Raw genomic sequence first — 25,916 nt, forward strand, 5'->3', positions numbered from 1 at the left:
TGCAGCATCGTTTCTAATATATGTCTGGTTGAGATATGAACAGGTGATGCCATGACACAAAAAGCCAGAATGACCGCCATCATGACCCGCGATGCCACAGAGGACGGCCGTTTTGTCTATGGCGTCAAGACGACCGGGATTTATTGCCGCCCGTCCTGCCCGGCGCGTAATCCGAAACCAGAAAATATCCGTTTCTTCGAATTGCCGGAACTGGCGGAGGCGGAGGGGTTTCGCCCCTGTCGCCGCTGCCGTCCTGATCTGGTGAAAGTTGCCGATCCAGCGTTGTCCCTGACCCGTCAGGTCTGCCGCATGATTGAACAGCATGTGCAGGAACAGGGATCGGACAGGATGACGCTTCAACAGATCGCTGCCGAGACCGGCTATAGCGAAGATCATCTGTCGAAAAGCTTTCGCAAAATCCTCGGGATTTCGCCCGTGGATTATTATGACAATCGCCGCACCTCCCTGTTCAAGGAGAATGTCCGCGCTGGCGAGACGGTGACACAGGCCGCCTATGGCGCAGGGTTCGGCTCCTCCTCCCGGCTGTATGAGAAGGCCCATGCCCGCCTCGGGATGACGCCCGCCTCCTACGCCAAGGGTGGCGCAGGCGCGGAGATCGCCTATGCCTTCGTTGATTGTTTCCTCGGGCGGATGCTGGTTGCCGGAACGCGGCACGGGGTGTGCGCCGTCTATTTTGGCGACGATGACCGGGCCTTGCTGGAGGAACTGGAGGAGGAGTTTCCCCGGGCGGAAATTGCCGCCGATCTTGGCCGCCTCGCCGATTGGACAGGGGAAATCGTCACTTTTCTGGAAAGCAGTGCGAAGGCGGTGCCGGAAATCCCCCTTGATATGTATGGTACGGCGTTTCAGCGTCGCGTCTGGCGGGCCTTGTTGGAGATCGCGCCGGGAGAGACAAAAACCTATCGCGATCTGGCGGAAGATATCGGTGCGCCCAAATCCGCGCGGGCGGTCGGCCGGGCCTGCGCCACCAATCCGGTGTCGCTGCTGGTGCCTTGCCACCGGGTCATCGGCACCGATGGCAAGCTGCATGGCTATCGCTGGGGAATGCAGCGCAAGGAAATGTTGCGCGACTGGGAGACGGCGGAGCGGATGGAGCAGACGAAGCGGGCAGGGTAAACCCCCTGCCGGCGATCAGGAGGACTGTCCGCTTGCCTTCAGCCGTGCCTGATTTTCCTTGCTGAAGCGCCGCTCGCTGGCCTCCTGGATGCGCTTGGCCAGCTCTTCCCGCTTCAATTGATACGCTTTGCGGGCGTCCGCCATTCTCGCATTCGTATCCTTGCGCCGCTCCTTCTGCCAGATATTCAGCACCTTCTGACGGTAGGGAATATTGTATTTCTTGGTGCGCGAATGGTAATGAGCGATGGCGACATTCCACGACCGGCTTTCCGCCTGCAGGCGGCTGAGCAGGTCAGCGGCGTAGCGGGTGTTCTGTTCCGGGTCCAGCGCGGCGTCCAGATCCTCGAACGCCTCGGGATGGTAATAGAGATTGATCTGCATGCAGCCGACATCAATATTCTGCACGCCCTTGGCTTTCAGCGCGGTCACTTCCGCGATCGCGTCTTCCTTGCTCGGCAGATACCGGCCGCGCCCCTCGGCATAAACTGTCCAGGGCCAGGCAATCATTTCCTGCTGCTCCTTGTGCCAGTGGCCGCTTTCGGTCAGCGACACGGCGGTCAGCAGCCGGGTCGGCAGGCGATATTCCTGCTCCGCCGCGGTGACCGCCTTGGCGCAGGTTTCCGCGAATTCCGGGGCTTTCGCGATGACGCTGCCCGCGGCTCCCGGGGTGGCGGCGAGGGTGGCGAAGGCCAGTGATATTATTCCGATCAGTATACGCATTCATCTTCTCCTGCCCAGAGAGAAGCAAAACCCGCGCCAGTTTCGGATCAGTCGTCGGAATTGAGATTTTTCTGCATGATCACGGTATCGACCCAGCGCTCATGCTTGTAGCCGACCGATTCCATAATGCCGACCAGACGAAAGCCGAGGGCCTTGTGCAGGTTGATGGAGCCGCGGTTGCCGCTATCACCGATGACGGCCACCATCTGCTGCTTGCCGGCCTGGCGGGAGAGATTGATCACCTCTTTTAACAGGGCGCGCCCGACGCCGGTTCCGCGCATGTCGGCCGCGATATAGACGCTGTCTTCCACCGTATTGATATAGGCGGCGCGCGGGCGATAGAGATTGGCGTAGGCAAAGCCCGCGATCTCGCCGTTCCGCTCCGCCACCAGATAGGGCAGACCCTGTTGCAGAATGCTGTTGCGCCGGGCCATCATTTCCACATCATCCGGCGGCTCGATCTCGAAGGTGCCAAGACCGTTCAGAACGCTTTCCGCATAAATCTTTGTGATAGCGCCGATATCCCCGGAAGTGGACGGCCGGACAAGGAGAGAGGTATCTGTTTTCATGTGTTTTACGCTGTCAGGAGAGAACTGTATTCGGCGCCGAGCCCGTCAATGAACCGGCTGATGTTGTTTTTAAGCCGGGGGAAGCCGTCTGTCGGGGCCAGGCGATGCTGATCCATATATAAACCACGGTTGATTTCAATCTGCAAGGCATGGATGTTGTGGTCGGGCCTGCCGTAATGGGCGGTGATGAAGCCGCCTGCATAGGGCGTATTCAGGCCGATCCGATAGCCGAGATTTTCAAGCCGGGTCAGGATATTGTTGAACAGCGGCGCACCGCAGGACGTGCCATAACGGTTGCCGAGAATGATGTCCGGCCGGGCGCCGCGCAATCCGGATTTCCCGCGCCCCTCCCCACAGGCGGTGGCGGGCATTGAATGACAGTCGAGAAGATAGATAAAGCCGAATTTCCTCACCCCTTCCTCCAGCAGCTGACGCAGCGCGTGATGATAGGGGAAGTAGCATTCATGGATGCGCTTCTGCGCCTCCCGAAAATCGAGCTTGCCCGCATAAATCTCCTGCCCGGCGCCGACGACGCGCGGAATGGTGCCGATCCCGCTGGCGAGGCGCGGGCTGGCGGTCAGGGCATAATCGGGCAGCGGCGTGCTGTACATCAGGGGATCAAGCTCGAACGCCTCCCGGTTGGCGTCGCAATAGGCGCGCGGAAAAGTGGCGCAGAGCAGCGGTGCGCCGCAGAGGGGGGCGCTCGCAAACAGCTCATCGACCAGAAAATCCTCCGACTGGCGGAGCTTGCCGAAGGTGAGCATGGAGCTCTGGATAAAGTCGGCGGGATAGTTGCGCCCGCTATGCGGAGAGGAAAAGACAAACGGAATGCGCCATTCATCGGGCCATTGAATATTTACCGGGGATGGAAAGGCCGTCATGGTCCTGAATATCTCCTGTCCGGGCGGGCGAAAAAAATCCCGTAGCTTTTTGCCAGCCGCATGTGGATAGTATAATCTGATTTCCGACCCTTTTTGAACGAGAATTGTACAGATTTCGCCATGGCCCGTATTTTACTTGCTGAAGATGACGATAACCTGCGGCCGTTCCTGGCCCGCAGTCTGGAAAATGCCGGTCATGAAGTGCTGGCCTTCAGCGACGGGGAGGATGCGCTGCCCGCGCTCGGCGCGGGACAGATCGATATCCTGATCTCCGACCTGGTCATGCCGGGCATGAACGGGATTGAGCTCGCCCGCCACGCGCGGGAGCAGGAGCCGGACCTGCCGGTCATTTTCATTACCGGCTTTTCCGCCGTGGCGATGGAGGCGCTCAACACCGTTGACGGGGTCAGCAAGGTCCTGTCAAAGCCGTTTCATCTCAACTCACTGGTGGAGGCGGTGCATAACGCGCTGGAGGACCGCGCCATATCCTGACACTCTTCAGGATGTCTTTCGCATGCGCGCTTTATAATTGGCTTGCAATGGCAATCATGGCGGATTATAAGTCGCCAAAACCCGCCGCAAACCGCGCGGATCCGGGGGCGTATAGCTCAGTTGGTTAGAGCGCTGTGTTGACATCGCAGAGGTCACAAGTTCGAATCTTGTTACGCCCACCATTTGTTTAACAACCCGCCCTACTTGGCGGGTTTTTCTATGCTCAAAAACCCCGTTTTCCTATAAGGCGCGGGATTTATTTGCATATTCCGGATGGTTGTGCGTTATGGGCAGGTCGGCGTGGCCATTGTAAAGCCGATTGAGCCGGTATTTACACCGCCACCAATATTGCATGTGCTCACGTTTCCACTATTGCCGGAGCCTGATAGGTTGGTGTTGTTGCTGTTAAAAAGCAGCAGGTAGTTGTTTGTTGCGCCGCTGACATTGATTACATTGTTTTCGAAAATAAGGTTGGCCGATCCGACAGCGCTCATGCCATAGGCAAAAGTATCGTCATTGTTCGATGTGATCGTGTTGCCACGAATGACAGTATTTTGCGCATTACCCAAGACCTGAATGCCAGTGACTGTGTTGCCCGCTGCGGTTACTGTCATGGTGTTATTGATAATGTCAACATTGTCTGCGCCGTTAATCCGGATGGCCGTGGTCGCCCCCGCTGCGGAAGTTGCAACATTTACACCAATGAGGCGGCTGTTATCTGCCATGTTAAAAATGTGGCTGGGGCTGCCAAAGCCGGGCGGAAATGCCCCGCTGCCACTCAGACTCGCGCCGGGTGTGGCGATGCTCACAGTGCGGCCGGATGGCGTTTGAACATTCAGACTTCCAGTGCCCATAATGGTCTGGCCATCTTGTACATCAAGGCGATCATTCACGCTGTCAAAACTGCCGTTGAGGATCACGATGGAATTATTGCCGGCGGTCAATATCTCATTGGCAAGGTCGGGGCTGGCTGTTGTGTCGCTGCTGACAAGTGTGATGGCCTTGCCATCGGCGGTCGTGGTAATCGCTTCTGCTTCGCCAAATGCGCCCGCTTGACTGACGATGTCTATATCACGAATGACCGGATCGGCCATGCGCCGCTCCATTCTGGTCAATGGTCGGCTTCCTGTCTTTTTAGAACGCTGCAAGGGAATACGCAAACGGAGCGAGGCGAAGCCTTGTGTGCCGCGTGGATCATCATGCTGGATTTCTGCCCCCACCGATAAGCGCGCGCCCTGCCAAAGGAAAGGCACCTCATCGAATGTTAAATCAAGGCGACCGCGCGGCCCCGCAATGGTGTCGGCCTTATCATCGGAAAAGTGATAACCGCCGATATACGCGCGAAGTTGTTGCCCGGCATCCGCATCAAATAGCGGAATGCGTCTGCCGATTTCGGCATCGAACCCGCCCATGGCACGTTCTTCGCCACCACGGTATGTAATAGTGGATCCTGAAAAATCAGCGGTGCCGGCACTATCCTCGGCATGGCTTGTGCGCCCTACGGGGATGTAGGCGTTGGCACGAAAATCCCAATCAAGGGACAGGGCTTCTGCGCCAAGGGTTATCTGGTTAAGGCTGTTGTCGTAGGGGCTGTTGCGATGATCAAAATAAGCATAGCCGCCAAGGTTCCAGCCATTACCCTGCATTTGGCGCAGACCGATGCCGAAATTGCCTTCCTGACTGTCATTGTTATCTATCCGCCCACGCAGATTACCAAACAGTAAGGTATCATTATTTTGCCAAAGGGGTAAAAACAGGTCTGCTTCGCCGAGATCACGTTCATTTCCAACCTTGCCTTCCAAGTCAATGTGGGCTTGCCATTTATCCTGTGCGAAAGATTTCTGCGCGGGGATGAGAGCTATTGTGGCCGCTAGCAAAGTGAAAAGATGTCTGGTCATTGAAAGCGTGCCTTGAAGAATTGTAATCATCTCTTTTTTATAGTCGGAAGCATGCATATCTACAAGCGCGCGGAGGTCAAAGAAAACTGATGCAGAATTTCCGAACATTTAATCTATTTTAAAACAATTAACAGTTGCTTTAAAATAGTTCGTATGATGGCGGCAAATCCATCACCATTCCCGGGACATTGATATGTAATAGATTTGCGGATGTCCCGGTAAGACACGCTGAACGCGCGGCTCTGCCCGTCCATCCGGCTCTATAACCAGTCTATTGCCGGGAGTTGTGACGGCCGCGCCGGTCTCCGTTTAGTCCGTTGTTTCTGGGCATATGGCCGGTTCAGCTTTTCAGAAGAACATCGAAACCGCGAAGATGATTCGCTTGCCATCGAACGGCATGGGGGGATGCCTTCCTGCGCGCGGGGGCTCCATCCTCTTCTATGTGTCCGCGTCCCGCCGTCTATTGCAGGGCGGCGCTCCGCAGCAGGGTCGGGTTGCCAAGGGGGAAGTGGATCAGGGTCTGTTCGCCGTCCGGCTGGTCGAGGGCGATTTTCCATTCCATGACATAGAGCAGGGGCGCTTTCGGCTGCGCGAAATCGAGCTCCCCCGTGCTGATGTTGAGATACATCAGCTTATGTGGCATGCGGCCGGATTTGACCGTGAGATAGGTTGCCTCCTGGCTTTCGATGACATCGCCGGGCTTTGGCCAGTAGCCAAGCTCCATCAGCATCGTGGCTTCGGAGATCACCGGCCTGAAAGACGTATTGGCGACGCAATAGACGGGCCGTGTCGTGGCATTTCTCTCCTCCACCAGACGGGGAAGGTGGGTCCTGTCCCGCTCCGATGGTTTGATGGCAACGGTGTAATCGACAATCTCCGTCTCATTCAGAACAAGGAAGGCTTTCAGACAGGGAAAAATCCTCCGTTCAATTTCTGTATAGAACAGGCTTCCGTATTTCACGTCGGACAGAAAGGCCGGTTTTCCCAGAAGATCAACATTCATATCGACTGCCTTAATACTGCCGCAATGTTCATATACAATGCGCAGTTCAATTGAAATTCACCCTGACAATTTTACTTCAACTCTTGCGATCCCGCAGATGGATCATCCTGTTTTGAGACTTTTATTGTTCCAATCAATCAAAGGATACAGCAGAAGCAAAAATTATATCGCAAATTATATCGAAGATTTCCCGATAAGTAAAAAAATATCAGTTACATGGTTAATGGACTAAGCCGGGTTCATACTGCTTATTTTTCAATTTCCGCCCTTTGCCGGTTGAAGGTGCGGTTTATTTTGCCAATATGAAGTATGTGGGATTGTCCCCCTCGGGAGGCATTGGATGAGAGTATATATCCTGTTTGTTGTCGGTCTGGTTCTGGCGGGTTGCGCCACGCCGACAATTGATGCCAACGTAACCGCCTTTCATACGCCGGAGCTGTCGCAGATCCGGGGCAAGTCGGTTGCGATCCATGCGGACCCGCCTTCCCGTGAGACAAGCCTTGAGTTTCTGAACTACCGTCCCAGGATTGCCGCGAAACTGCAGCATGTCGGGTTCGTTGTCGTGGAAGATGCGGCCGATCCCGATTATATCGCCCGGGTTTCCTATGGCGTTGAGGGGAGCGAATCCTATTCGTCGGTGACGCCCTCGCCGACATTCGGCTTCGGCTATTTCGGCGGCGGTCCGGTCTATTATGGCGGTGCGATCAACAGATCCTACAACACCCGGACATGGGTCGATTACAACCGCTATATCGCCCTCGACATTATCGAGGGGGAGACCGCCAATCGCGACTCCCCGACACGGATTTATGAAGGCCGGGCCCAGTCATCGGGCCGTTGCCCGACGGTCGCCGGGGTTTTCGACGAGATGCTGGACGCCCTGTTCCGCGATTTTCCGGGCGCGAACGGCAAAACGGTGTTTGTCAGCGTCCCGTGGGATGGATCCTGCGAATAGGGCGCTTGCGGTAACCGGGAATAATGCCCCGCGCGGCGGGTGCTGATGGCGGCGCGCAGCGCGCCCGCTCTCTGTTCTTGCCTTGTCGGTTATTCGACCTTGAAAACGCTGTATTTCGGGCCTTGCTTGTTGCGCTCTCCCGTGGCGATGAACAGATGGCGGTTCATCCAGAGGTGCGGCTCCGCCGAGGTTTCAAAGCGCGGCTGCACCCGGAAATAGAAGAGGGACGGATCGACCGGCTCCCCCGCCGCCATTTTGGCCATCACATCGGCCGGTCCGTGGCGGAGGCCTTCATAACGGCAGTAGATCAGGCCGCCGTCCGCCGCCTCGATCGTCAGCCGGACATCCAGCTGCGTCACGCCGTCTTCGCGTGTCAGCAGCCAGTCGCCGCCGCCGCCCTGGGCACGGCCCTGAAGCAGTGGTCCGGAAATCTCACCGCCCGTCACCTCCGCAATCAGCCGGGTGCCGTGGGAGGTTTTGCCGAGATTCTGGATCGGGGTCTTCACGAAGAGCTGCATGTCAAAGGCATGGGTGAGTTTTATGTCCGGCATTTTCTGTTCCTGTTCTGGTTATCGCCCCGATTATAGCCGCGATTATAGCCGCGGCATATTACCCTGTCGGCAGCAGTCGGAAGTATCGTAAGTATAGGTGCTGTAGGGGTTGGGATTGTTGATAGAGAAACTCGTTCCGCATCCCGTTACGGCGAGTGCCAGTCCGATGATCAGCAGATATTTCATGTCAGTTCCGGGGCGCGCGGCCCCTCTCCTCATTTGTTCCGGTGGTGTCAATCTGGTTGCCTGCCCAAATTAGTCAAATGCGCCGCCACGGTATTTTACAGCACCGGAGGCGGGGTTGACGGGCCGTTTCCATCATTCAGTTTCGGCAGGGCGAGACTGCTGTTGCCGATCTGCATCAGCGCGATCCCGTTTTCCTTCAATGTCGTGTAAACGGCGCGGTTGATATCATAACGATCCTCGAAATACTGGAGGCCGGGCACCCAGGCCCGCACGCCGATAACAACGCCGCCATAGGTGAAATCCTGTATGCCGACTTGCGGCGGATGCGGGGATTCCCCTTCTGTCACTTTCTTGATGGCCGCCTCGATCAAATCGATCACGCGGAGGGCGTCTTCGTCGATGGCAATACAGAAGTTGCTTTCGACGATGCGCATTTCCATGGAGTTGACGATAACCTGACCGACAATTTCCTTGTTGGGAACGGCGATCTGTTCGCCGTCTTCGCCGGTCAGGAACGTCATGCCGAGGGTGATCTTGTCCACCACGCCGCTCACCCCGCGCACGGTGATGACATTGCCGACGACAAAAGGCCGGGTCAGAATGATCGCGACCCCGGCGCCGAAGTTCGAGATTGGCCCCTGTAATGCGAGGGTTGCGCCGAAGGTTACGGCGCCGGCAAGGGCGATCAGCGGTGCAATGCTGACCCCGAAATTGCCGAGCGTGATGATGATCAGCAGCGCGACCAGAATCAGCTTGATGGCGCTGCCGATGAATTGCGACAGGGTGACGTCAATGTTCCGGCCCAGCATGACATTGATGAGCCGGTTGCCGATCCAGTTGGCGACCCACAGGCCGAACAGCAGGAAGACGATGGCGCCCAGTATCTGAAATCCGTATGTGATGGCGAATTCGGTGAGGATATCCACCCACTTCGATACGGTTTCAATATTGTCGTTTACCTTGTCCATCGTCCTCTTTGCTCTTGGAGTTGATTATTCGGGTCAGTCGCCGAACAGCTTCTTGACGGCGCCGCCCGCCCCACCGAGGGCATCCGTCGCCCCTTTGGTCACACCTTTGGCGGCATCACCGGCCTGCCCGGCGGCCGCGCCGATGCCGGATTTGTTGATCAGATCACCGGCATTGGTCAGCAGGCTGTCGAGATTTTTGCCGATGCCGAGGTTATCCAGCACATTCATGGTCTGGCCGGAGAGCTGATCGACGAGCAGGGCGATGACCTCTCCCGGTGTGGCCCCGCCCTCATCCTTGCCGATATCCGACAGGTGAATGTTGGGAAGGCCGCTTTCGATTTTCTGGCCCGCCAGCACAGGCGCCCGGACGGAGACACGCCCGCCATTGACAAAGAGATTATCGATAATGATTTTCGGCCCCTCACCGGCGCTGTCATCCGCTGGCTTCTCCCCGCCGGAGAGGCCATGCTCCTTCATGAAGGCATCGACATTCTCCTGAATGGCGGTCAGGTTGTTGGTCGTCTGGTTGACCTCGTAAATGACGGAGGGATTGTCAACGCGCACTTCGCGGATATGAATCAGCTTGTTACTGGATCCGCCAATATTCACATCGACCGAGACGTTATCAAACCGGATGGAATGATCTTCTTCAAAACCCGCCGGATTGCCGACGCTGAATCCGTTGAGCGCCAGTTTCCCGCCAAAGATATCCAGATCGACATTTTCAAGAACCACGTCGGTTTTTGTCACTTTCGAGCCATATTCCTTGACCGATGCAACAATCACCCTGTCCAGGTTGAAGTAAATGATCCCGACAGCTACGGCAATAATGACAATTAATGCGACAATTATTCCGCCTATTATCTTGCCCATTTTTCAAATCCTTCGTTTTGTTGGTGTCTGGCTGAACTCCACCGGCGGTCATTTAGCCAGAGAACGCCATGTTAGGCAAATATTTATGCGGCCCGTTGTGGCCGCTTTACAGACGGCCGCCGCTCGCCTACAGATAAGACCTCTGGCAGGCGGAAAGGCGTAAGGATGTCACCGGTCATTTCATCCGATTTCACGATGGCGCTCCGCCTCGTTCCCTTTTATATCGCGCTGTTTCTGATCGTCGGCTTTCAATTGCCTTTCTGGCCGGTGTGGCTGGCGCATAAGGGCCTCAGGCCGGAGGAGATCGGCATCGTGCTGTCCGCGCCGATCTGGGCGAAAATATTCGTGACCCCCGCCATGACCGCCATTGCCGATTATGTCGGCCGCCGCCGCGCGCCGCTGGTGGTGATGTCGGCGCTCTGCCTTGGCCTGTTCCAGCTTTATTTTCTGGTCGGCGGCTTCTGGCAGATTTTCTTTCTTGCCCTTACCATCGGGGTGTTCATCACCTCCTTCACGGCGCTTGGTGACAATCTGGTGCTGACTCTCGGTCGGACCTGGAAGATCGACTATCCCCGCATCCGCCTGTGGGGCTCGATTGCCTTTATCGCCGGGTCCTATCTCGGCGGGGTGGTGATGACGGGACGCTCTCCCGATTTCATTCCGGTTTTGCTCGCTGTCGCCTATCTGCTCTTGTTCCTGTGCTGCCTGATGCTGCCGGAAATCCGGGTGGAGCGCAGTGACAAGGGGCGCAAAGGCTTTCGCCTGCTGCTCGGCAACCGTTCTTTCGTGGTGTTCCTGATTGCCAGCGGCCTTATTCAGGGCAGCCACGCCGTGCTTTACAGCTCCGGCACCCTGCACTGGCAGCAGCAGGGCCTCAGCGATCAGACAATCGGCTTTCTCTGGGCCGAAGGCGTGATTGTCGAGGTGATCCTGTTCGCCTTCTCCCGCCGGGCCTTCGCGCCGTTCAGCCCGGTCCAGCTTCTGCTGCTGGCCGGTGTCGCGGGCACATTGCGATGGCTCGTCATGAGCTTTACGCCCGGCGTGCCGGTGCTGCTGCTGATCCAGACACTGCATGGCGTCACCTTCGCCGCGGCGCATCTTGGCACCATGCGGATGATCAGCGAAACCATTCCGCTGGAATTTTCGGCGCGGGCGCAGGGGCTGTATACCGCCATCGCCCTTGGTCTCATTATGGGCGGGGAGATGTTCCTCTCCGGCTATCTCTATGATGCCTTCGCGGCGCAGGCTTATTTCTTCATGGCGGGGAGTTGCCTGATCGCCCTTTGCCTCTGTCTGCGCATAAAAAGCTAGTATCCGCCCGGTTACTTTATGGGTGACAGCGCAAAGGCCTTCGGTTTAGATTGGGCGAAATTCTGGGTCTGAAAATTTAAAAAGGAAAAACGAATGGGACCGTTAGCTGGATATAAAATCGTTGAAATGGGCGGCATTGGGCCGGGCCCGATGTGCGCCATGCTGCTGGCTGATCTGGGGGCGGATATCGTCCGCATCGACCGGCTGGCGGATCCGGGCCTCGGCAGCATGCCGACCTCCCGCTTCAGCCTGCTGATGCGCGGCCGCCGCTCCGTCTCCATTGATACGAAAACCGAAGCGGGCAAGGAAGCGGTGCTCAGCCTGATCGAAAAGGCCGACGGGCTGATTGAAGGTTTCCGTCCCGGCGTGATGGAACGTCTCGGCCTCGGTCCGGACGTGGCGCTCGCGCGCAATCCGAAGCTCGTCTATGGCCGCATGACCGGCTGGGGTCAGGACGGACCCATGGCGCAGGCGGCGGGCCATGACATCAACTATATCGCGCTGTCCGGTGTGCTGCATGCCATCGGCCGCAAGGATGAGGCGCCGGTGCCGCCGCTCAACCTCGTCGGCGACTTCGGCGGCGGGGCGCTGTATCTCGCGCTCGGTCTCGTCTGCGGCCTGCTGGAAGCGCAGAAATCGGGCAAGGGCCAGGTGGTCGATGCCGCCATGGTCGATGGCGCGGCGTCGCTGATGACCATGTTCTTCGGCCTGATGGCCGCCGGTCACTGGAAGGATGAGCGCGGCGTCAACCTGCTCGACGGCGGCACCCATTATTATGATGTCTATGAGACGAAAGACGGGAAATATATTTCCCTCGGCTCGATCGAGGCGAAATTCTACAAGCAGCTGATGGAGCTGACCGGTCTCGACAAGGAAAACCTGCCGCCGCAGCTTGATCCCAAAAGCTGGCCGATCATCAAGGCGCGCCTGACCGAGGTGTTCAAGACCAAGACCCGAGACGAGTGGGACGACATCATGCTGACCACCGATGTCTGCTATGCGCCCGTCCTCTCCATCATGGAGGCGACAAAGCATCCGCATAACACCCACCGCAAGACCTTCGTTGAATATGACGGGGTGGTGCAGCCGGCGCCGGCGCCGCGCTTCAGCCGCACGGAAGCAACCATCCAGCGGCCGCCCTGCCTGCCCGGAGAGCATACGCGCGAAGCCATGCGGGACTGGGGCATTACGGAAGACACCATTGACGGGCTGATCAATCAGGGCGTTATCAAGTAAGCGTAGTTACAGGGTTTTTCCCGACAGAACACCCTCTCCGGCGGATCAGAAAACTTGACGCCGGAGAGGATTTCATGAACCTTTCTCTGAGAGTTTGGTAGGAGAGGGGTGATGTTGCAAAAACATCAAGATCTGGAAGTTCGCGGCGGCGTAGGCTCGCCTGCGGCGAAAAACGGGGCTGTGCCGCAAAAAATGACAGAAAACAAAGGTTTGTCAGGGGCAGCCAAGCTCTTTGGCGTTGGTGTTTTGTTAACCATAAGCTGGCTGGTGGCCGCTGGCGCCTATGCCTATACAAGAATCGGCTGGCCGGAAATCCTGACCATTGCGCCCCTTGACCTGGGAATCCTGCTGCTGGGGGCCTTTGCCCCGCTCGCTTTTTTATGGTTACTTCTGGGGTATTTTTATCGCGGCCATGAAGCGCGGCTGAAAGGTCATGCGCTCGATCAACTCATGGCCAATCTTGGCTATCCAAGCGCCGAGGCGGAAGCCCGCGTCGCCCGCCTGACCGAGGCGCTGGAGCGGCATTCGCAAAAGGTGCAGGCGGAAACGGACAAGGCGGCAGAGCGTATTGAAGCGGCGTCGGGCGCGCTTGAAAAACAGGGCAGTTCGGCCCGCTCCGCCACCGACGGGCTGCTCAAAACCTCCGACCGGATCAAGGGCGAACTGGAGACGCGTGAATCGCATCTTCGCGATCTGATCGACCGGATCAATGAACAGGGCGTGCGGCTGAATGACGCCATCAAGCTGCAATCGGACGGCCTTGAAACCGCAGCGGGCGATGCGGAACGCCGCAGCGTTGCGGTGCAGGCAGCCCTGACCGCGCAGATCAGTACCCTGGAAAAGGCGGTCGCTGCGGCGGATGCGAAATCACAGGAAATCACCCGCCTGCTGGCGGAGACCAGCGAGAAAATCTTCACCAGCGCCAGTGAAACCCTGACCAGAACAACAGAGACGAAAGACGCGCTCGGCGCCGAGATCATCTCCCTTGAAGCGGCGGCGGACAAACTGCAGGCGAAGCTCGATGAAGGCGCCGCGAAACTTGGCGAACGGGGACAGGAGATTGAGGAAATCTCCCGCACCTCCTCCGGCGAGCTGTCGAAAACCGCCGATATGCTGCTGCAAAGCACAACCGACCTCAGCATTGCGAGCGATGAGGGCATCACGCGGCTGAATGCGCTGCGCAATACACTGGCCAGCAGCATGGCCGAGGTGGACCGCGCCCTCGAACAGCTTGAGAGCCGCGAAGGCGGGCTGTTGCAGGTCGCTCGCGATACCGAGACTGGCGCGCGCGAATCCGCCGAGAAGCTGCATCAGAATTCGCAGGAGCTGGCCGTCAGAGCAAGTGAGATGGCAGAGCAGATGCTGCTCTCCAGCATGAAGCTGAAGGACGAAACGCTGGTGCTGGATGAGGTGCTGAAAACCACCGGGGTCAGCCTTGGCGCCATTGACCGGAGCCTGCGCGAGGGTCAGGCGCTGCTCGATGAAGCGGGCGAGAAATCCCTGCGCAATGCCGATCAGCTTGGCGAGAAGCTGGCGAGCCATGCGGCAACCCTGAACGAGGCGTCGGAAACCACAGGCGCGCGCACGACGCTAATCCAGGAGCAGCTGCGCAACCAGATTGCGGTCTTCGAGCAGGCATCGCAGCAGATTCTTGAGATGTCGCGGGAAATCAGCGAACGGCTGGAACAGGATCTCGACCTGCTGAGCCGGACGAGCGTTGAGACCAACAGCCGGATCACGGAAGTCGGCGGCGGATTGCAGCGTCAGGTTGAAGGGTTGAAGGATATTTCGGACGCCATCACCAGCCGGATGCGCGAAGCGGGCGAGGAGTTGCGCAAGGAAGGCTCCGATATGGAGGTCAGCGCCGACAAGATGTCGCGCACGCTTGTCTCCGCCAGCGAATCCCTCGCCAAGCAGCAGAAGGAGCTGGGCGCCAGCGCCGATCATTCCAAGGGCAAGCTCGCTGCCGCGATCGAGGAAACCATCCGTTATCATCAGGATTTCATGGCCACGGCCGAACGGGCGACATTGCAGGCCCGCCAGTCCGGGGAAGCGGCCCATTCGCAAACGGCGGAACTTGCCAAAACGGCCGAGCGGGCCTCCGCCGAGCTGCGCGCCATGGGCGATCAGGCCTCAACCCATATCGAGGAGCTGAACAAGGCCGCGGCGCGGGCGGAAAGCCAGGGCAGCCGCCTCGCCGAGGTGACGCGTTCCTCCCTCTCGCATATCAGCGAGGCGAGCGGCTCCGCCAAGGTGCATATGGAGGAACTGGCCGATATCTCCGTCCGGGCAAAGAACCACGCCGAAGCCATGGAGGAAATTCTCCAGCAGGAAACCCAGGCCCTCGCCGATATCGCGCAGCAATTGACCGAACAGGTGGAAACGGTCGAGAAAACCCTGTCGGAGCGGTCCTATATGCTCGACAATTCGGTCGAGCAGGCATCGGAGGCGACAGACCGTTTCCATCGCCGTTCCGTGGAGCTGGCCAAGGCCAGCGAACTGATGATCAAGGGCATCCAGTATGCCGACCGGGCGCTCGCCAAGCACAAGCTGGAAATCGACGAGGCGCGCAAGCATATCCATGACGATCTGGACCGCGTGACCTCCAAGATCTCCGAGGCCAGCCAGCAGGTGAAATCAGCGGGCTCGAATGCGTCCGAGCTGTTCCACGGCCAGGCGGAGGATCTGATCCGCTTTACCGCCAAGGCGAATGAGAGCGCCCGCCTGCTGGGCGAGCAGTTTGAAAGCCAGCAGCAGCGCCTGACCCTGTCCATCCGGCAGGTGGAAGAGAAGCTGAGCCAGTCCGCGGGATTGCTGAAGAACGAAAGCGAAGCCTTCAAGAAAGCCGCCGAAAAAGCGGCGGAGGATGCCAGCAACTCCGGCCAGCGCATTGAAAAGCAGATGATGAGCCTGACGACGGCGGCGGCGAAGGCGAAGCTGGAAGCCGACCGGCTGGCCGACAAGAAGAGCCGCGTGCGTAACGAGCAGTTCATGAAATCGACCGCCTTCATTATGGAGAACCTCAACTCCCTGACCATTGATCTCAACCGGATTCTGGACAGCAGCCTGTCGGAAGAACTCTGGCGCCGCTACCGTAAGGGAGAGAAGGGCATTTTCACCCGCAAGCTGCTGAAATCCCGGGATGCGGACAAAATCCGCGCCCGTTATCGGGACAGCGGCGATTTCCGGCGGTTTGCCGATCAGTATGTCTCAGAATTCCGGGAAATCATGACGGAAGCGGGCAATGTGGATCATTCCGAACTGCTCTCCGATGCCTTTATCACGGCGGATGTGGGGAAGGTCTACCTCCTGTTGCAGGAGGCGCTGGAAGGAATGGAATGACGAAGGGGCCGGAATAAGTGAGGGATGTCATAAAACCGGTCGCGCCGCCGCCCGCCGAAGGGCCGGCCAGGATGGCGCAGATCATCTATTTTCTGTATCTGGCGGGACTGGTCTTTCCGATTGCCCATCTGGTTGGCGTGATCATGGCCTATGTCAACCGGGGGGACGGGCCGGAATGGGTGGAAAGCCATCTGACCTTCCAGATCCGCACCTTCTGGATGTTCCTGCTGTACGGGATAATCGGGACACTTCTGACCCCCATCGGGGTCGGGTTTCTGATTATCTTTCTTGTTTATATCTGGCTGATTGTCCGCTGCGCCAAGGGACTGAAATCCCTGACCCGCGAGGCGGCAGTGGCGGATCCCGCGACCTGGCTCTGGTGATCCGGCGATGTGATCGGCAGAAGAAAAAAGGGGCCGTTTCTGGCCCCTTTATTTTTGTTTAGCTTGCAACCTTCTCGCGGGAGGCTTTTTTCCGCTCATGCGGGTCAAGATGGCGTTTGCGCAGGCGGATGTTGTTCGGCGTCACCTCCACCAGCTCGTCATCGTCGATATAGGCAATCGCCTGTTCGAGGCTGAGCTTGCGCGGCGGGGTGAGGCGGACGGCTTCATCCGATCCGGCGGCGCGGATATTGGTAAGCTGCTTCGCTTTCAGCGGGTTGACTTCCAGATCATTGGGGCGGGTATGCTCACCGAGGATCATGCCCTCATAGACATCCACGCCGCTGCCGATAAAGAAGAAGCCGCGCGCCTCCAGATTCCAGATAGCGAAAGCCACCGACTTGCCCGTCGAGTTGGAAATGAGAACGCCGTTGCGCCGCCCCGGAATCTCCCCCTTGTGCGGCACATAGGAATGGAACAGCCGGTTCATGATGCCGGTGCCGCGGGTGTCGGTCAAAAACTCGCCGTGATAGCCGATCAGACCGCGGGTCGGGCAGTGAAAGGTGATGCGGGTCTTGCCACCGCCGGAGGGGCGCATATCCGTCATCGTGCCCTTGCGCAGCGCGATTTTCTCAACGACCACGCCGGAAAACTCGTCATCCACATCGACGACGACTTCTTCCATGGGTTCCAGACGCTCGCCCTTTTCGCCCTCGCGATAGAGGACTTTCGGGCGGCTGATGGACAGCTCAAAACCTTCGCGGCGCATGGTTTCAATCAATACGCCGAGCTGCAATTCGCCGCGCCCCGACACAATGTAGGAATCGGCTTCGGGGCTGTCCTCGACGCGGATCGAGACATTACCCTCGATCTCCTTCATCAGGCGGGCGCGGATGACGCGGCTCTGCACCTTGTCGCCATCCCGCCCGGCAAGGGGGGAGGAGTTGATGGCGAAGGTCATGGAGATGGTCGGCGGGTCGATCGGCTGCGCATCCAGCGGCTCGGTCTCTTCCGGGGTGCCGATGGTGTCGGCGACCGTCGTCTTGACCAGCCCGGCGACGGAGACGATATCCCCGGCGCGCGCTTCCGCGATGGTTTCGCGTTCCAGCCCGCGGAAGGCCATGATCTTGCTGATGCGCGCTTCCTCGATCTTGCCGCCCTTGCGGCTGAGGCCCTTGACGGGGTCGTTGGTTTTCAGAACGCCGCTCTCTACCCGGCCCGTCAGCAGACGGCCGAGATAGGGATTGCTTTCAATCGTGGTGACCAGCATGCGGAAGGGTGCTTCCTCATTCACATCCGGCGCCTGCACATGGCGGACGATCAGATCGAACAGGGGGTGAAGATTCTCACGCGGGTCGGTGAGATCGGCGGCGGCCCAGCCTTCCTTGGCGGAGGCGTAAAGGACCGGAAAATCGAGCTGTTCCTCATTGGCATCTAGCGCGACCAGCAGGTCGAACACCTCGTCCAGCACCTCATCGGCGCGGGCGTCGGGGCGGTCCGCCTTGTTGATGACGATGATCGGCTTGAGACCGAGGCCAAGCGCCTTCTGCGTCACGAACTTGGTCTGCGGCATCGGCCCTTCCGCCGCATCGACAAGCACGACAACGCCATCGACCATGCTGAGGATCCGCTCCACCTCACCGCCGAAGTCGGCATGGCCGGGGGTATCGACGATGTTGAGACGGTATCCGTCCCATTCGACCGAGGTGCATTTCGCCAGAATGGTGATCCCGCGCTCGCGCTCGAGATCGTTGCTGTCCATGGCCCGTTCGGCCACTTTCTGGTTGTCCCGGAACGTGCCGCTCTGTTTCAAGAGGCCATCCACAAGGGTAGTCTTCCCATGGTCAACATGGGCAATAATCGCGACGTTCCGAATTTCCATAAGATTTCTTTGTCTTTAAAAAAGAGGCGCGCAGTATAGCGTCAGGCGCGCGAATGGCAAGCGATCCTTTCGCAGACGCACAATTTTTTTCGCATATGCGGATTGACAGCGGTGGCGGGCGAACCAGCAGCATTTTGCCTTGGACGGGCCGGGAGTTCCGTCAGTTGTTGCCAATCCGCATAAAGGGTGGCACGATGCCTGAAAATAAAAACAGGGATTTGGGAACGCAATGCCCGTCTACAACCGGATTGCCGAAACTCATGAGGATATGCAGCGCTGGCGCCGCGATCTGCATCAGCATCCGGAGCTGTGCTTTGAGGAGCGCAGAACGGCGGGCATCGTCGCGGAGAAGCTGCGGAGCTGGGGCATCGAAGTTCATGAGGGCATTGGCGTGACCGGCGTTGTCGGCGTTCTGAAGGGGCGGGGCAACAGCCCGCGCAGCATCGGCATCCGCGCCGATATGGACGCGCTGCCCCTGCAGGAGCTGAACGACTTTGCGCATAAATCGAAAATAGACGGCAAGATGCATGCCTGTGGCCATGACGGGCATACGGCCATTCTGCTCGGCGCGGCGCAATATCTCGCTGAGACCCGCAATTTCGACGGCACGGTGCATTTTATTTTCCAGCCGGCGGAGGAAGGCGGCGGGGGCGGCGACGCCATGGTGAAGGATGGCCTGTTCGACCGCTTCCCCTGCGAGGGGGTGTATGGCCTGCACAATCAGCCCGGCATGCCGCGCGGCAGCTTCAATGTGAAGGTCGGGCCGATCATGGCCTCGGCCGATACAGCGGTGATGAAAATCCGCGGCAAGGGCGGACATGCCGCCTATCCGCATCTCGCCAATGATCCCATTGCCGCAGGCGTACAGCTTTATACGGCGCTGCAAACCATCGTGGCGCGCAATGTCGGCCCCGTCGATAATGCGGTGGTCAGCGTCACCCTGTTCGAGGCCGGGACGGCCATCAATGTCATCCCGCAGGAGGCGACCCTCAGCGCGTCAATCCGGGCGATGACGCCGGAAATTCGCGATTTTATCGAACGGCGCATCCGGGAGATTTGCAGCGGTGTCGCGGCGACGCATGGCGTTGCCATCGAGCTCGACTATCAGCGCCGTTACCCGAGTGTGATCAATTACGAGAAAGAAACGGAAATAGCGGCCCGTGCGGCGCGCGAGATCGTCGGCGAGGATAATATGGATCTGGCAACGCCGATCCGCATGGGCAGCGAGGATTTCGCCTTCATGCTGGAGGCATGCCCCGGCTGTTATTTCTTCCTGGGTACCGGGGATGAGACGCATTTCCATGCCGTTCACCATCCCGAATTCGACTTTAATGACGAGGTGCTGTCCATCGGGGCGAGCATCTGGGCGCACCTTGTCGAACAGCAACTGCCGCGCCAGTAGCGGCCCTTCCAATAAATCACCATAAAAGGGAATAAGGAAAAGAAAATGTCAGACGTACTTCTTGAAACTATTAAAGACGGTATCGCAACCGTCACCATGAACCGCCCCGACTCGCGCAATGCCTTCACGCCCGAGATGATGGACCGGCTGACAGAAGCCTTCGAACGGCTGGCCGCAGATAATTCCGTCCGGGCCGTTGTGGTGACCGGCGCGGGCGATGCGTTCTGCGCGGGCGGCGATGTCAAAAGCTTCGCGGCCAAGGCGGGGGACAAGGTGGATGTCAACGGCCGTATCCGCGAATTACGCAATCGCATGAAGATGTGCGTCACCCTCTATGAAATGCCGAAACCGACGCTGGCGGTCATTCCGGGCCCGGCGGCGGGGGCGGGTTTCTCCCTCGCCATGGCCTGCGACATGCGCATTGCCGCGGATGAGGCGAAAATCACCACGGCCTTTTCCAAGGTCGGGTTATCCGGCGATTTCGGAGGTTCCTATTTCGTGACGAAGATGCTGGGCGAAGCGAAGACGAAGGAACTCTATTTCTTCGCCGATGTCCTGCTCGGCAAGGAGGCGGCAGAGATCGGACTGGTGAACAAGTCGGTTCCGGCGGCGGAACTTGCCGATGCGGCAGCCGCTCTGGCCAAACGGCTGGCCTCTCTGCCAACGGTTGCCATCGGTTATATGAAAAAGAATATCGGCACGGCGTCCGACGGTACGCTCAATGAGGTGCTGGACTGGGAAGCCAACCAGATGATCCGCGCGTTCGAAACCGAAGATCACAAGGGCGCGGCGAAGGCCTTTGTTGAAAAGCGGGCCCCGGAATTCAAGGGCCGCTAGACGCCGCGCAGACGGAATGGAGAGGGGGAGGGCGCGGGCCGGTCCCGCGTCCCATCCCGCCGCGTTATCCCCATAGTTCAGCCTTCGGCGGGTGCATGATGCTGCCGTCGAAGGTGATGCCGTTCTCCCGGTCTTTTTCCAGCAGCAAGGGCCCGTCCAGATCGACAAAGCGGGCGAAAGGGGAGAGATACATTGCGGGCGCCATGCCGAGGCTGGTGCCGAGCATGCAGCCGACCATGACGCCAAGGCCGAACCCGCGCGCCGCCTCCGCCAGCAAGAGGGCCTCCGTCAGGCCGCCGGTCTTGTCCAGCTTGATATTGATGAAATCATACAGCTCCGTCACCGCATCGAGGGTGGCCGTATCATGGGCGCTTTCATCGGCGCAGATGGGAACCGGCCGCTCCATCTCGCCAAGAATGGCATCCTCGCCTGCGGGCAGCGGCTGCTCGATCAGCTCGACGCCGAAGTCCGCCATTTTCGGGCAGTAATCGCGCATCATGTCAGGGGTCCAGGCCTCGTTCGCATCGACAATCAAGCGGGTTTGCGGCGCATTGGCACGGACAGCGGCGACACGTTCCAGATCCCCCTCCCCGCCGAGTTTCAGCTTGAAAAGCGGGCGGTGCCGGGCGGCTTTTGCGGCGTCTCCCATTTTCTCCGGACTGTCGAGGGAGAGGGTATAGGCGGTAATGACCGGCCCCGGCGCCGGGATGCGGGCAATGGCAGCGATGCTTTTGCCGGTCTGTTTCGCCTCCAGATCCCAGAGGGCGCAGTCAACGGCATTGCGGGCCGCGCCGGAGGGCATGATGGTCAACAGGCCGTCGCGCGTCAGCCCGTCGGCTATATAGTCACGGACGGCGGTAATCTGGCCGAGGACAGAGCGTATGCTCTCCCCATAGCGGGCATAGGGCACGCATTCCCCCCGGCCGGTCACGCCATCCTGTGTAATCTCGACAACGATGACTTCCGCCGTGGTTTTCGCGCCGCGGCTGATCCGGAAGCTGCCCCGGATCGGCCAGCTTTCGGATCGCGCCTGAAGGCTGCGTTTGCTCATGGCAGATTATCGACGATGCGGGCAGTGCCGTCGCGGAAGGGATCGACCGTCGGCAGTCCCAGTTCCTTTTCGATTTTGGCGAGATACTCTTCGCGCTCCCCCTCCTTGAGGCCGGAGCTGTTGATGGCGACGCCATAGAAGGCGGCCTTTTTGTTGGTCAGCCGGGCGCAGGTGAGGTTGAGCTCCATGCATTCCTTGAGGCCGGGGATCGGCATATGCGGCAGGCCGCGCATATGGGTACGCGTCGGCTCATGACAGAGGATGAGGGCATCCGCCTGCGCCCCGTGCAGCAGGCCGAGGCTGACGCCGGCATAGGAGGCATGGAACAGCGAGCCCTGCCCTTCGATCAGGTCCCAGTGATCGGCATCATTGGCAGGCGACAGCATCTCCACCGCGCCGGAGATGAAATCGGCGACCACCGCATCGACGGAGATGCCGCTCCCGGCGATGAAAATTCCGGTCTGGCCGGTGGCGCGGAAATCCGCCTTCATGCCCCGGGCGAGCATTTCCTTCTCGAGCGCCAGCGCGGTGTACATCTTGCCGATGGAGCAGTCGGTCCCGACGGCCAGCAGGCGCTTGCCGCTGCGCGGCGTGCCCTTGCCGGTGGGGATGGTCTGGGTTGGATGGCGGACATCGAACAGGGTGCGGCCATTGCGCTCGGCGGCCGCCTTCAATTCCGGGATACTGCCGAGGCGGATGTGCAAACCGCTGGCCACATCCATCCCGGCATCCAGCGCCTCGACGATGGCGGAAATCCAGTGTTCAGGCAGGAACCCGCCGGAGTTGACGATGCCGACAATCATGGTCCGGGCGCCGTTTTCCACGGCCTCCCGGATGCCCATGTCCGGAATGCCGAGATCGGCCTTGCAACCCTCCAGCTTCATCTGACCCAGGCACCAGTCAGGGCGCCAGTCGACGATGCCTTTGGCGGTCTTGGCGGCAAGCTGATCCGCCACATCGCCGAGAAACATGAGATAGGGGTTCTGCATTTCCTTCATAGTGCCTCTCGATCCGTTCTTTCAAACTAGCGTTCCGCCGCGGCTTTCAATCCGGGCCTGTTCTTCCTGCAATTTCTCCATTTCCACCTGCATTTGTTGCAGGCAGTCATCGGAGGCCCATTCGCGATGTTCGCCCCGGCCATAGGCCAGGGCATTCCGATAATACAGGAAGGCGTTCATGCGGCAACGGGCATAATTATTCTGCGTGCGCACGACCTGTCCGGGGGTGCCCATGACGATGGAATTATCGGGGATGACGGTGCCTTCCTTCAGGAAGCTGTGTCCGGCGACGATGCAGTTGTCGCCAATGACGCAGCCGTCCATGATGGTGGTATTGATGCCGATCAGACAGTTATCGCCGATGGTGCATCCGTGAATGGTGCAATGATGGGTGATGGAGCAGTGCGCCCCGATGATTGACGGTGTGCCGGACCCCACATGGATCATCACGAAATCCTGGATATTGGTGTATTCACCGACAACGACTTCCGAGGATTCCGCCCGGATAACGGTGTATGGCCAGAGGGACACCCCCTGTTCAAGGCGCGCCTTGCCATAGATCAGCGCGGTTGGATGGATATAGGCGGCGTTGTTAATGATGACGTCCGGACCGAATTCTGACATTCCCTGCTCCCTGCTTTTCAGGCATTTTCAGGGATATGCGTGCGAACGTCAAACGGATGTTGGCCGGGAAGCCTAATTCAGCTCCTGCTTCCAGCTTTGCACGGTCAGCCAGTCATTGAAGGTCTTAAGATCAATCGGCCGACTCATGAAATAGCCCTGCGCCACATCACAGCCCAGCGCTTCCAGCATCCGCCAGGTTTGCGCATCCTCCACGCCTTCGGCCACCACGGACAGGCCAAGGTTGCGGGCCAGATCCAGCAGTGTGCGGACAATCACTTCATCGTCGGCCACGCGCGGCATGTTGAGCACGAAACTCTTGTCGATCTTGATTTCATCGACGGGAAGTTTGCGCAGATAGGCAAGCGAGGTATAGCCGGTGCCGAAATCGTCAATGGACAGGCGCACGCCGATGTCATGCAGCTTGAAGACAATCTCACGGGCCCGGTTGACATCGGAAATGATCGCGCTTTCGGTAATCTCCAGCTTCAGCAGTTCCGCTGGAAAGCCGGTTTTGTCAAGCTGCCGTTCAACCATGTCGGGGAAGGCGGGATTATGCAGGATAAGCGCCGAGATATTGACCGAGACCGACAGCCGGCTGCCATGTTCAAGCCAGTCGGCGCCCTGCCGGACGGCCGCCGCCAGCACCCATTCAGTCAGAGCCTCGATCGAGCCGGAGCCTTCCGCAAGCGGGATGAAGGTATCGGGGAATAGCAGCCCGTGCTTCGTATGTTGCCAGCGCACCAGCGCCTCGACGCCGATCACCTGCTGATCATGGATACGCACAATAGGCTGATAGTTCAGCAACAGCTGGTTATGTTTGATGGCCTCCGGCAGATCCTGCGCCAGGCGAAGCTGCCGCCGCCTCGCATGATCATCCTCATGGGTATAGAGAACAATTGATGTCTTGTCGCGCTTGGCGGAATAGAGGGCGGCGAGAGCTTTGTACAGCAGGCTGTCGGCGGTGTCATGATCATCCAGGATGCCGAGACCCACGGAAAGGCTGATATCGGTTTTCTGCCCATCGATCAGATAGGGCCTGCGAATTTCCAGCAACAGCCGCGACGCATAGCCGCCGACCGGATCTGCGGTTTCCTGATCAAGGGCAAGCAGGGCAAATTCGTCATCACCGAGACGGCCGATGATCGAATTGTCCGGCGCGATATTGATCAATCGCTTGGCCACCCGCTTGAGAATTTCATCCCCGAATTCATGGCCGCGAATTTCATTAAGTTCGCGGAAGCTGTTGATGTCGAGAATAATCAGGGAGGCAGGAATTTTGGCCGCATGGGCCTTTTCAATGGCCTTCGCCATGCGCATACGGAATTTGCTGCGGCCCGGCAGCGCCGTCAGCGGATCTTCCTCGATAAAGGCGGACAGCTCCATTTCAAGGATCGTTGTCCGATTGTTCAGCTTGCAAAGCCGGTCGGCATTAAACAGCGCCGTTTCAAGCCGTTCCGCCGTCAGGTCGCTCCGCAGGATGCATTCGGAAGCCCCCCGGCGCAGAAATCCGAGGGAGCCATCAATGACAATGACCGGCAGAAAGGGCGGTTTACCCGCGACCGAGGCCAGGATGTTCATGCAGATGTCGTTGTCGTCGGCGCCATCCACGATGATACAGTTATACACCCCGGCGGAAATATCCTTGGCGATAGACTCGTCATAGGTTGTTTCATGGCCGGTAACCGGAATATTGATCGCGCGGCAAAAATCGAGAATATGGCTGCCTTCTTCGAGGATCAGAAGCCTGAGCTTGCTGTAATTCAGCCTGAGAACGCGCCCGTCCTGAACTGCAGAGGCAGTCATTCCGCTGACGTTTCGATCTCTGATTTGCCGGGAAGCTAAACCTTTTATCGTCAATGCACTGTTCTCTATCGGTTTATATCGCAGGCAGCAGATGCTGCTGTGAAATTGGAATGCCTCATCAACAACCTATAAACCGAGGATGTAAAGAAGGTCTTAATTTTTGCAAAATGCAATATATTTGCGATTTCAATATACTGCTAATCTAGGAATGAATTAGCGTTATGCAATATAATGGTTATCAAATCTTCCGGATCGACCGGTTCACATCATAAATATTTCCCGTCGCGTTGTTTATTTGAAAACGGTCGGGAATAGTGTGCCGCAATAAAGAAAAGGCCCGGAAATCCGGGCCTTTCATCAGCCAAAATAAATTATGTATTATTTGAATGTCTCAAGATAGGTAATCACGTCCTGGCGCTCACTTTCCTTCTTGAGGCCGACAAACCCCATTTTGGTCCCTTTGACATAATCGCGGGGTTTTTTCAGGTAATCGTCCAGAGTTTGTTTATCCCAGACCAGATCTGCATCCTTCATGGCCTTTGAATAGTTATATCCTTCGACGGAGGCTGATTTTTTGCCTGTAATGCCAAAAAGATTCGGGCCGATCTTTGCTCCGGCGCCTTCTTCAATGGTATGGCAGGACATACATTTCCTTTTGAAAATCTTTTCGCCCTTTGCCGCATCTCCATCAGCGAATGCCGATGTTGCCGTCAGAGACAGGGCCAGTGACAGCCCGAGCGTCATGAGTTTCATTTTCATCATCTTTTCCTCCATCCTCCAGGGCGCATCGCCCTGACTGAGGACCGGGATATCACAG

23 protein-coding genes and 1 tRNA gene are annotated in these 25,916 nt (G+C 58.3%); 10 read left to right on the forward strand and 14 right to left on the reverse strand.

Annotation, left to right across the window (positions count from 1 at the left end):
• Positions 1-51 precede the first annotated feature (51 nt).
• Positions 52-1,137, forward strand: a complete 1,086-nt coding sequence (locus tag CMN55_RS00235) for a bifunctional transcriptional activator/DNA repair enzyme AdaA (RefSeq protein ID WP_293947495.1) — start codon at positions 52-54, stop codon at positions 1,135-1,137.
• Positions 1,138-1,152: 15 nt separating this feature from the next.
• On the opposite strand, the gene CMN55_RS00240 is transcribed toward CMN55_RS00235, so the two are convergent.
• Genes CMN55_RS00240 through CMN55_RS00250 form a run of 3 tightly spaced genes read right to left on the reverse strand, consistent with a single transcriptional unit; the run spans position 1,153 to position 3,307 of the window.
• Entirely contained in the window at positions 1,153-1,857 is a 705-nt protein-coding gene (locus tag CMN55_RS00240; RefSeq protein ID WP_293947496.1) for a transglycosylase SLT domain-containing protein, read from the reverse strand.
• Positions 1,858-1,904: 47 nt separating this feature from the next.
• A complete protein-coding gene (locus CMN55_RS00245; protein WP_293947497.1) occupies positions 1,905-2,426 on the reverse strand; it encodes a GNAT family N-acetyltransferase in 522 nt (173 codons plus the stop codon).
• A gap of 5 nt (positions 2,427-2,431) precedes the next feature.
• Positions 2,432-3,307 carry an N-formylglutamate amidohydrolase gene (locus CMN55_RS00250; protein ID WP_293947498.1) on the reverse strand — a complete coding sequence of 292 codons (876 nt, stop codon included), beginning with the start codon at positions 3,305-3,307 and terminating at the stop codon, positions 2,432-2,434.
• Positions 3,308-3,427: 120 nt separating this feature from the next.
• On the opposite strand from CMN55_RS00250, the gene CMN55_RS00255 reads away from it, so the two are divergent.
• Positions 3,428-3,799 carry a response regulator gene (locus tag CMN55_RS00255; RefSeq protein WP_293947499.1) on the forward strand — a complete coding sequence of 124 codons (372 nt, stop codon included), beginning with the start codon at positions 3,428-3,430 and terminating at the stop codon, positions 3,797-3,799.
• Positions 3,800-3,904: 105 nt separating this feature from the next.
• Positions 3,905-3,981: transfer RNA gene (locus CMN55_RS00260), tRNA-Val, on the forward strand.
• 102 nt (positions 3,982-4,083) lie between these two features.
• Here CMN55_RS00260 and CMN55_RS00265 read toward each other — a convergent pair.
• Positions 4,084-5,805 (reverse strand): inverse autotransporter beta domain-containing protein, encoded by a 1,722-nt coding sequence (locus tag CMN55_RS00265; protein WP_293947500.1) that lies wholly within the window; start codon positions 5,803-5,805, stop codon positions 4,084-4,086.
• A 352-nt stretch (positions 5,806-6,157) separates the two neighbouring features.
• A complete protein-coding gene (locus CMN55_RS00270; RefSeq protein WP_293947501.1) occupies positions 6,158-6,700 on the reverse strand; it encodes a hypothetical protein in 543 nt (180 codons plus the stop codon).
• 340 nt (positions 6,701-7,040) lie between these two features.
• Here CMN55_RS00270 and CMN55_RS00275 point away from each other — a divergent pair, with 340 nt between their 5' ends.
• Positions 7,041-7,655 (forward strand): DUF4136 domain-containing protein, encoded by a 615-nt coding sequence (locus CMN55_RS00275; protein WP_293947502.1) that lies wholly within the window; start codon positions 7,041-7,043, stop codon positions 7,653-7,655.
• Positions 7,656-7,744: 89 nt separating this feature from the next.
• Here CMN55_RS00275 and CMN55_RS00280 read toward each other — a convergent pair whose 3' ends face one another.
• The 3 genes from CMN55_RS00280 to CMN55_RS00290 all read right to left on the reverse strand — a co-directional run bounded on the left by CMN55_RS00280 (position 7,745) and on the right by CMN55_RS00290 (position 10,233).
• Complete coding sequence (locus CMN55_RS00280) at positions 7,745-8,206, reverse strand: DUF3237 domain-containing protein (RefSeq protein WP_293947503.1); 462 nt, start codon at positions 8,204-8,206, stop codon at positions 7,745-7,747.
• Positions 8,207-8,487: 281 nt separating this feature from the next.
• On the reverse strand, positions 8,488-9,360 hold the full coding sequence (locus CMN55_RS00285) for a mechanosensitive ion channel family protein (RefSeq protein ID WP_293947504.1): 873 nt from the start codon (positions 9,358-9,360) through the stop codon (positions 8,488-8,490).
• 33 nt (positions 9,361-9,393) lie between these two features.
• Complete coding sequence (locus tag CMN55_RS00290) at positions 9,394-10,233, reverse strand: AsmA family protein (RefSeq protein WP_293947505.1); 840 nt, start codon at positions 10,231-10,233, stop codon at positions 9,394-9,396.
• Between the two features lie 165 nt (positions 10,234-10,398).
• Between CMN55_RS00290 and CMN55_RS00295 the strand changes: the two genes are divergently transcribed.
• From CMN55_RS00295 to CMN55_RS00310, 4 genes are all read left to right on the forward strand, one after another.
• Positions 10,399-11,544 carry an MFS transporter gene (locus CMN55_RS00295; protein ID WP_293947506.1) on the forward strand — a complete coding sequence of 382 codons (1,146 nt, stop codon included), beginning with the start codon at positions 10,399-10,401 and terminating at the stop codon, positions 11,542-11,544.
• A 93-nt stretch (positions 11,545-11,637) separates the two neighbouring features.
• Positions 11,638-12,780 (forward strand): CaiB/BaiF CoA transferase family protein, encoded by a 1,143-nt coding sequence (locus CMN55_RS00300; RefSeq protein WP_293947507.1) that lies wholly within the window; start codon positions 11,638-11,640, stop codon positions 12,778-12,780.
• Positions 12,781-12,972: 192 nt separating this feature from the next.
• Positions 12,973-16,122 (forward strand): coiled-coil domain-containing protein, encoded by a 3,150-nt coding sequence (locus tag CMN55_RS00305; protein ID WP_293947508.1) that lies wholly within the window; start codon positions 12,973-12,975, stop codon positions 16,120-16,122.
• Positions 16,123-16,139: 17 nt separating this feature from the next.
• Positions 16,140-16,505 carry a DUF4870 family protein gene (locus CMN55_RS00310; protein ID WP_293947509.1) on the forward strand — a complete coding sequence of 122 codons (366 nt, stop codon included), beginning with the start codon at positions 16,140-16,142 and terminating at the stop codon, positions 16,503-16,505.
• Positions 16,506-16,563: 58 nt separating this feature from the next.
• Here the strand turns inward: CMN55_RS00310 and typA are convergent, their stop codons facing one another.
• The gene (gene typA / locus CMN55_RS00315) at positions 16,564-18,384 is read right to left on the reverse strand and encodes a translational GTPase TypA (RefSeq protein ID WP_293947510.1); all 1,821 of its coding nucleotides are present in this window, start codon (positions 18,382-18,384) and stop codon (positions 16,564-16,566) included.
• 229 nt (positions 18,385-18,613) lie between these two features.
• Here typA and CMN55_RS00320 point away from each other — a divergent pair, with 229 nt between their 5' ends.
• Positions 18,614-19,786 carry a M20 aminoacylase family protein gene (locus CMN55_RS00320; protein ID WP_293947511.1) on the forward strand — a complete coding sequence of 391 codons (1,173 nt, stop codon included), beginning with the start codon at positions 18,614-18,616 and terminating at the stop codon, positions 19,784-19,786.
• 45 nt (positions 19,787-19,831) lie between these two features.
• The gene (locus tag CMN55_RS00325; protein ID WP_293947512.1) at positions 19,832-20,623 is read left to right on the forward strand and encodes an enoyl-CoA hydratase; all 792 of its coding nucleotides are present in this window, start codon (positions 19,832-19,834) and stop codon (positions 20,621-20,623) included.
• A 64-nt stretch (positions 20,624-20,687) separates the two neighbouring features.
• Here the strand turns inward: CMN55_RS00325 and dgcA are convergent, their stop codons facing one another.
• The 5 genes from dgcA to CMN55_RS00350 form a co-directional block, all read right to left on the reverse strand.
• The gene (gene dgcA / locus CMN55_RS00330; RefSeq protein ID WP_293947513.1) at positions 20,688-21,674 is read right to left on the reverse strand and encodes an N-acetyl-D-Glu racemase DgcA; all 987 of its coding nucleotides are present in this window, start codon (positions 21,672-21,674) and stop codon (positions 20,688-20,690) included.
• Positions 21,671-22,672 carry an N-acetyltransferase DgcN gene (gene dgcN, locus CMN55_RS00335; protein WP_293947514.1) on the reverse strand — a complete coding sequence of 334 codons (1,002 nt, stop codon included), beginning with the start codon at positions 22,670-22,672 and terminating at the stop codon, positions 21,671-21,673. The genes dgcA and dgcN overlap by 4 nt, the downstream gene beginning before the upstream one ends.
• A gap of 21 nt (positions 22,673-22,693) precedes the next feature.
• Entirely contained in the window at positions 22,694-23,296 is a 603-nt protein-coding gene (locus CMN55_RS00340; RefSeq protein ID WP_293947515.1) for a gamma carbonic anhydrase family protein, read from the reverse strand.
• Between the two features lie 72 nt (positions 23,297-23,368).
• Entirely contained in the window at positions 23,369-25,099 is a 1,731-nt protein-coding gene (locus CMN55_RS00345; RefSeq protein ID WP_293947516.1) for a putative bifunctional diguanylate cyclase/phosphodiesterase, read from the reverse strand.
• Between the two features lie 378 nt (positions 25,100-25,477).
• On the reverse strand, positions 25,478-25,861 hold the full coding sequence (locus tag CMN55_RS00350) for a cytochrome c family protein (protein WP_293947517.1): 384 nt from the start codon (positions 25,859-25,861) through the stop codon (positions 25,478-25,480).
• Between the last annotated feature and the right edge of the window lie 55 nt (positions 25,862-25,916).

The organism is Sneathiella sp. (assembly GCF_002694385.1).
GTDB lineage: Bacteria > Pseudomonadota > Alphaproteobacteria > Sneathiellales > Sneathiellaceae > Sneathiella.

Bases quoted from the DNA above. Each gene is read 5' to 3' on its own strand.
- CMN55_RS00235 (WP_293947495.1), top strand. From the start codon at position 52: ATGACACAAAAAGCCAGAATGACCGCCATCATGACCCGCGATGCCACA.
- CMN55_RS00250 (WP_293947498.1), bottom strand. From the start codon at position 3,307: ATGACGGCCTTTCCATCCCCGGTAAATATTCAATGGCCCGATGAATGG.
- CMN55_RS00270 (WP_293947501.1), bottom strand. From the start codon at position 6,700: ATGAATGTTGATCTTCTGGGAAAACCGGCCTTTCTGTCCGACGTGAAA.
- CMN55_RS00345 (WP_293947516.1), bottom strand. From the start codon at position 25,099: ATGACTGCCTCTGCAGTTCAGGACGGGCGCGTTCTCAGGCTGAATTAC.
- CMN55_RS00280 (WP_293947503.1), bottom strand. From the start codon at position 8,206: ATGCCGGACATAAAACTCACCCATGCCTTTGACATGCAGCTCTTCGTG.
- dgcN (WP_293947514.1), bottom strand. From the start codon at position 22,672: ATGAAGGAAATGCAGAACCCCTATCTCATGTTTCTCGGCGATGTGGCG.
- CMN55_RS00245 (WP_293947497.1), bottom strand. From the start codon at position 2,426: ATGAAAACAGATACCTCTCTCCTTGTCCGGCCGTCCACTTCCGGGGAT.
- CMN55_RS00340 (WP_293947515.1), bottom strand. From the start codon at position 23,296: ATGTCAGAATTCGGTCCGGACGTCATCATTAACAACGCCGCCTATATC.
- CMN55_RS00305 (WP_293947508.1), top strand. From the start codon at position 12,973: ATGACAGAAAACAAAGGTTTGTCAGGGGCAGCCAAGCTCTTTGGCGTT.
- CMN55_RS00290 (WP_293947505.1), bottom strand. From the start codon at position 10,233: ATGGGCAAGATAATAGGCGGAATAATTGTCGCATTAATTGTCATTATT.
- CMN55_RS00285 (WP_293947504.1), bottom strand. From the start codon at position 9,360: ATGGACAAGGTAAACGACAATATTGAAACCGTATCGAAGTGGGTGGAT.
- CMN55_RS00300 (WP_293947507.1), top strand. From the start codon at position 11,638: ATGGGACCGTTAGCTGGATATAAAATCGTTGAAATGGGCGGCATTGGG.
- CMN55_RS00240 (WP_293947496.1), bottom strand. From the start codon at position 1,857: ATGCGTATACTGATCGGAATAATATCACTGGCCTTCGCCACCCTCGCC.
- CMN55_RS00255 (WP_293947499.1), top strand. From the start codon at position 3,428: ATGGCCCGTATTTTACTTGCTGAAGATGACGATAACCTGCGGCCGTTC.
- CMN55_RS00265 (WP_293947500.1), bottom strand. From the start codon at position 5,805: ATGTTCGGAAATTCTGCATCAGTTTTCTTTGACCTCCGCGCGCTTGTA.
- typA (WP_293947510.1), bottom strand. From the start codon at position 18,384: ATGGAAATTCGGAACGTCGCGATTATTGCCCATGTTGACCATGGGAAG.
- CMN55_RS00275 (WP_293947502.1), top strand. From the start codon at position 7,041: ATGAGAGTATATATCCTGTTTGTTGTCGGTCTGGTTCTGGCGGGTTGC.
- CMN55_RS00325 (WP_293947512.1), top strand. From the start codon at position 19,832: ATGTCAGACGTACTTCTTGAAACTATTAAAGACGGTATCGCAACCGTC.
- CMN55_RS00350 (WP_293947517.1), bottom strand. From the start codon at position 25,861: ATGATGAAAATGAAACTCATGACGCTCGGGCTGTCACTGGCCCTGTCT.
- CMN55_RS00295 (WP_293947506.1), top strand. From the start codon at position 10,399: ATGTCACCGGTCATTTCATCCGATTTCACGATGGCGCTCCGCCTCGTT.
- dgcA (WP_293947513.1), bottom strand. From the start codon at position 21,674: ATGAGCAAACGCAGCCTTCAGGCGCGATCCGAAAGCTGGCCGATCCGG.
- CMN55_RS00320 (WP_293947511.1), top strand. From the start codon at position 18,614: ATGCCCGTCTACAACCGGATTGCCGAAACTCATGAGGATATGCAGCGC.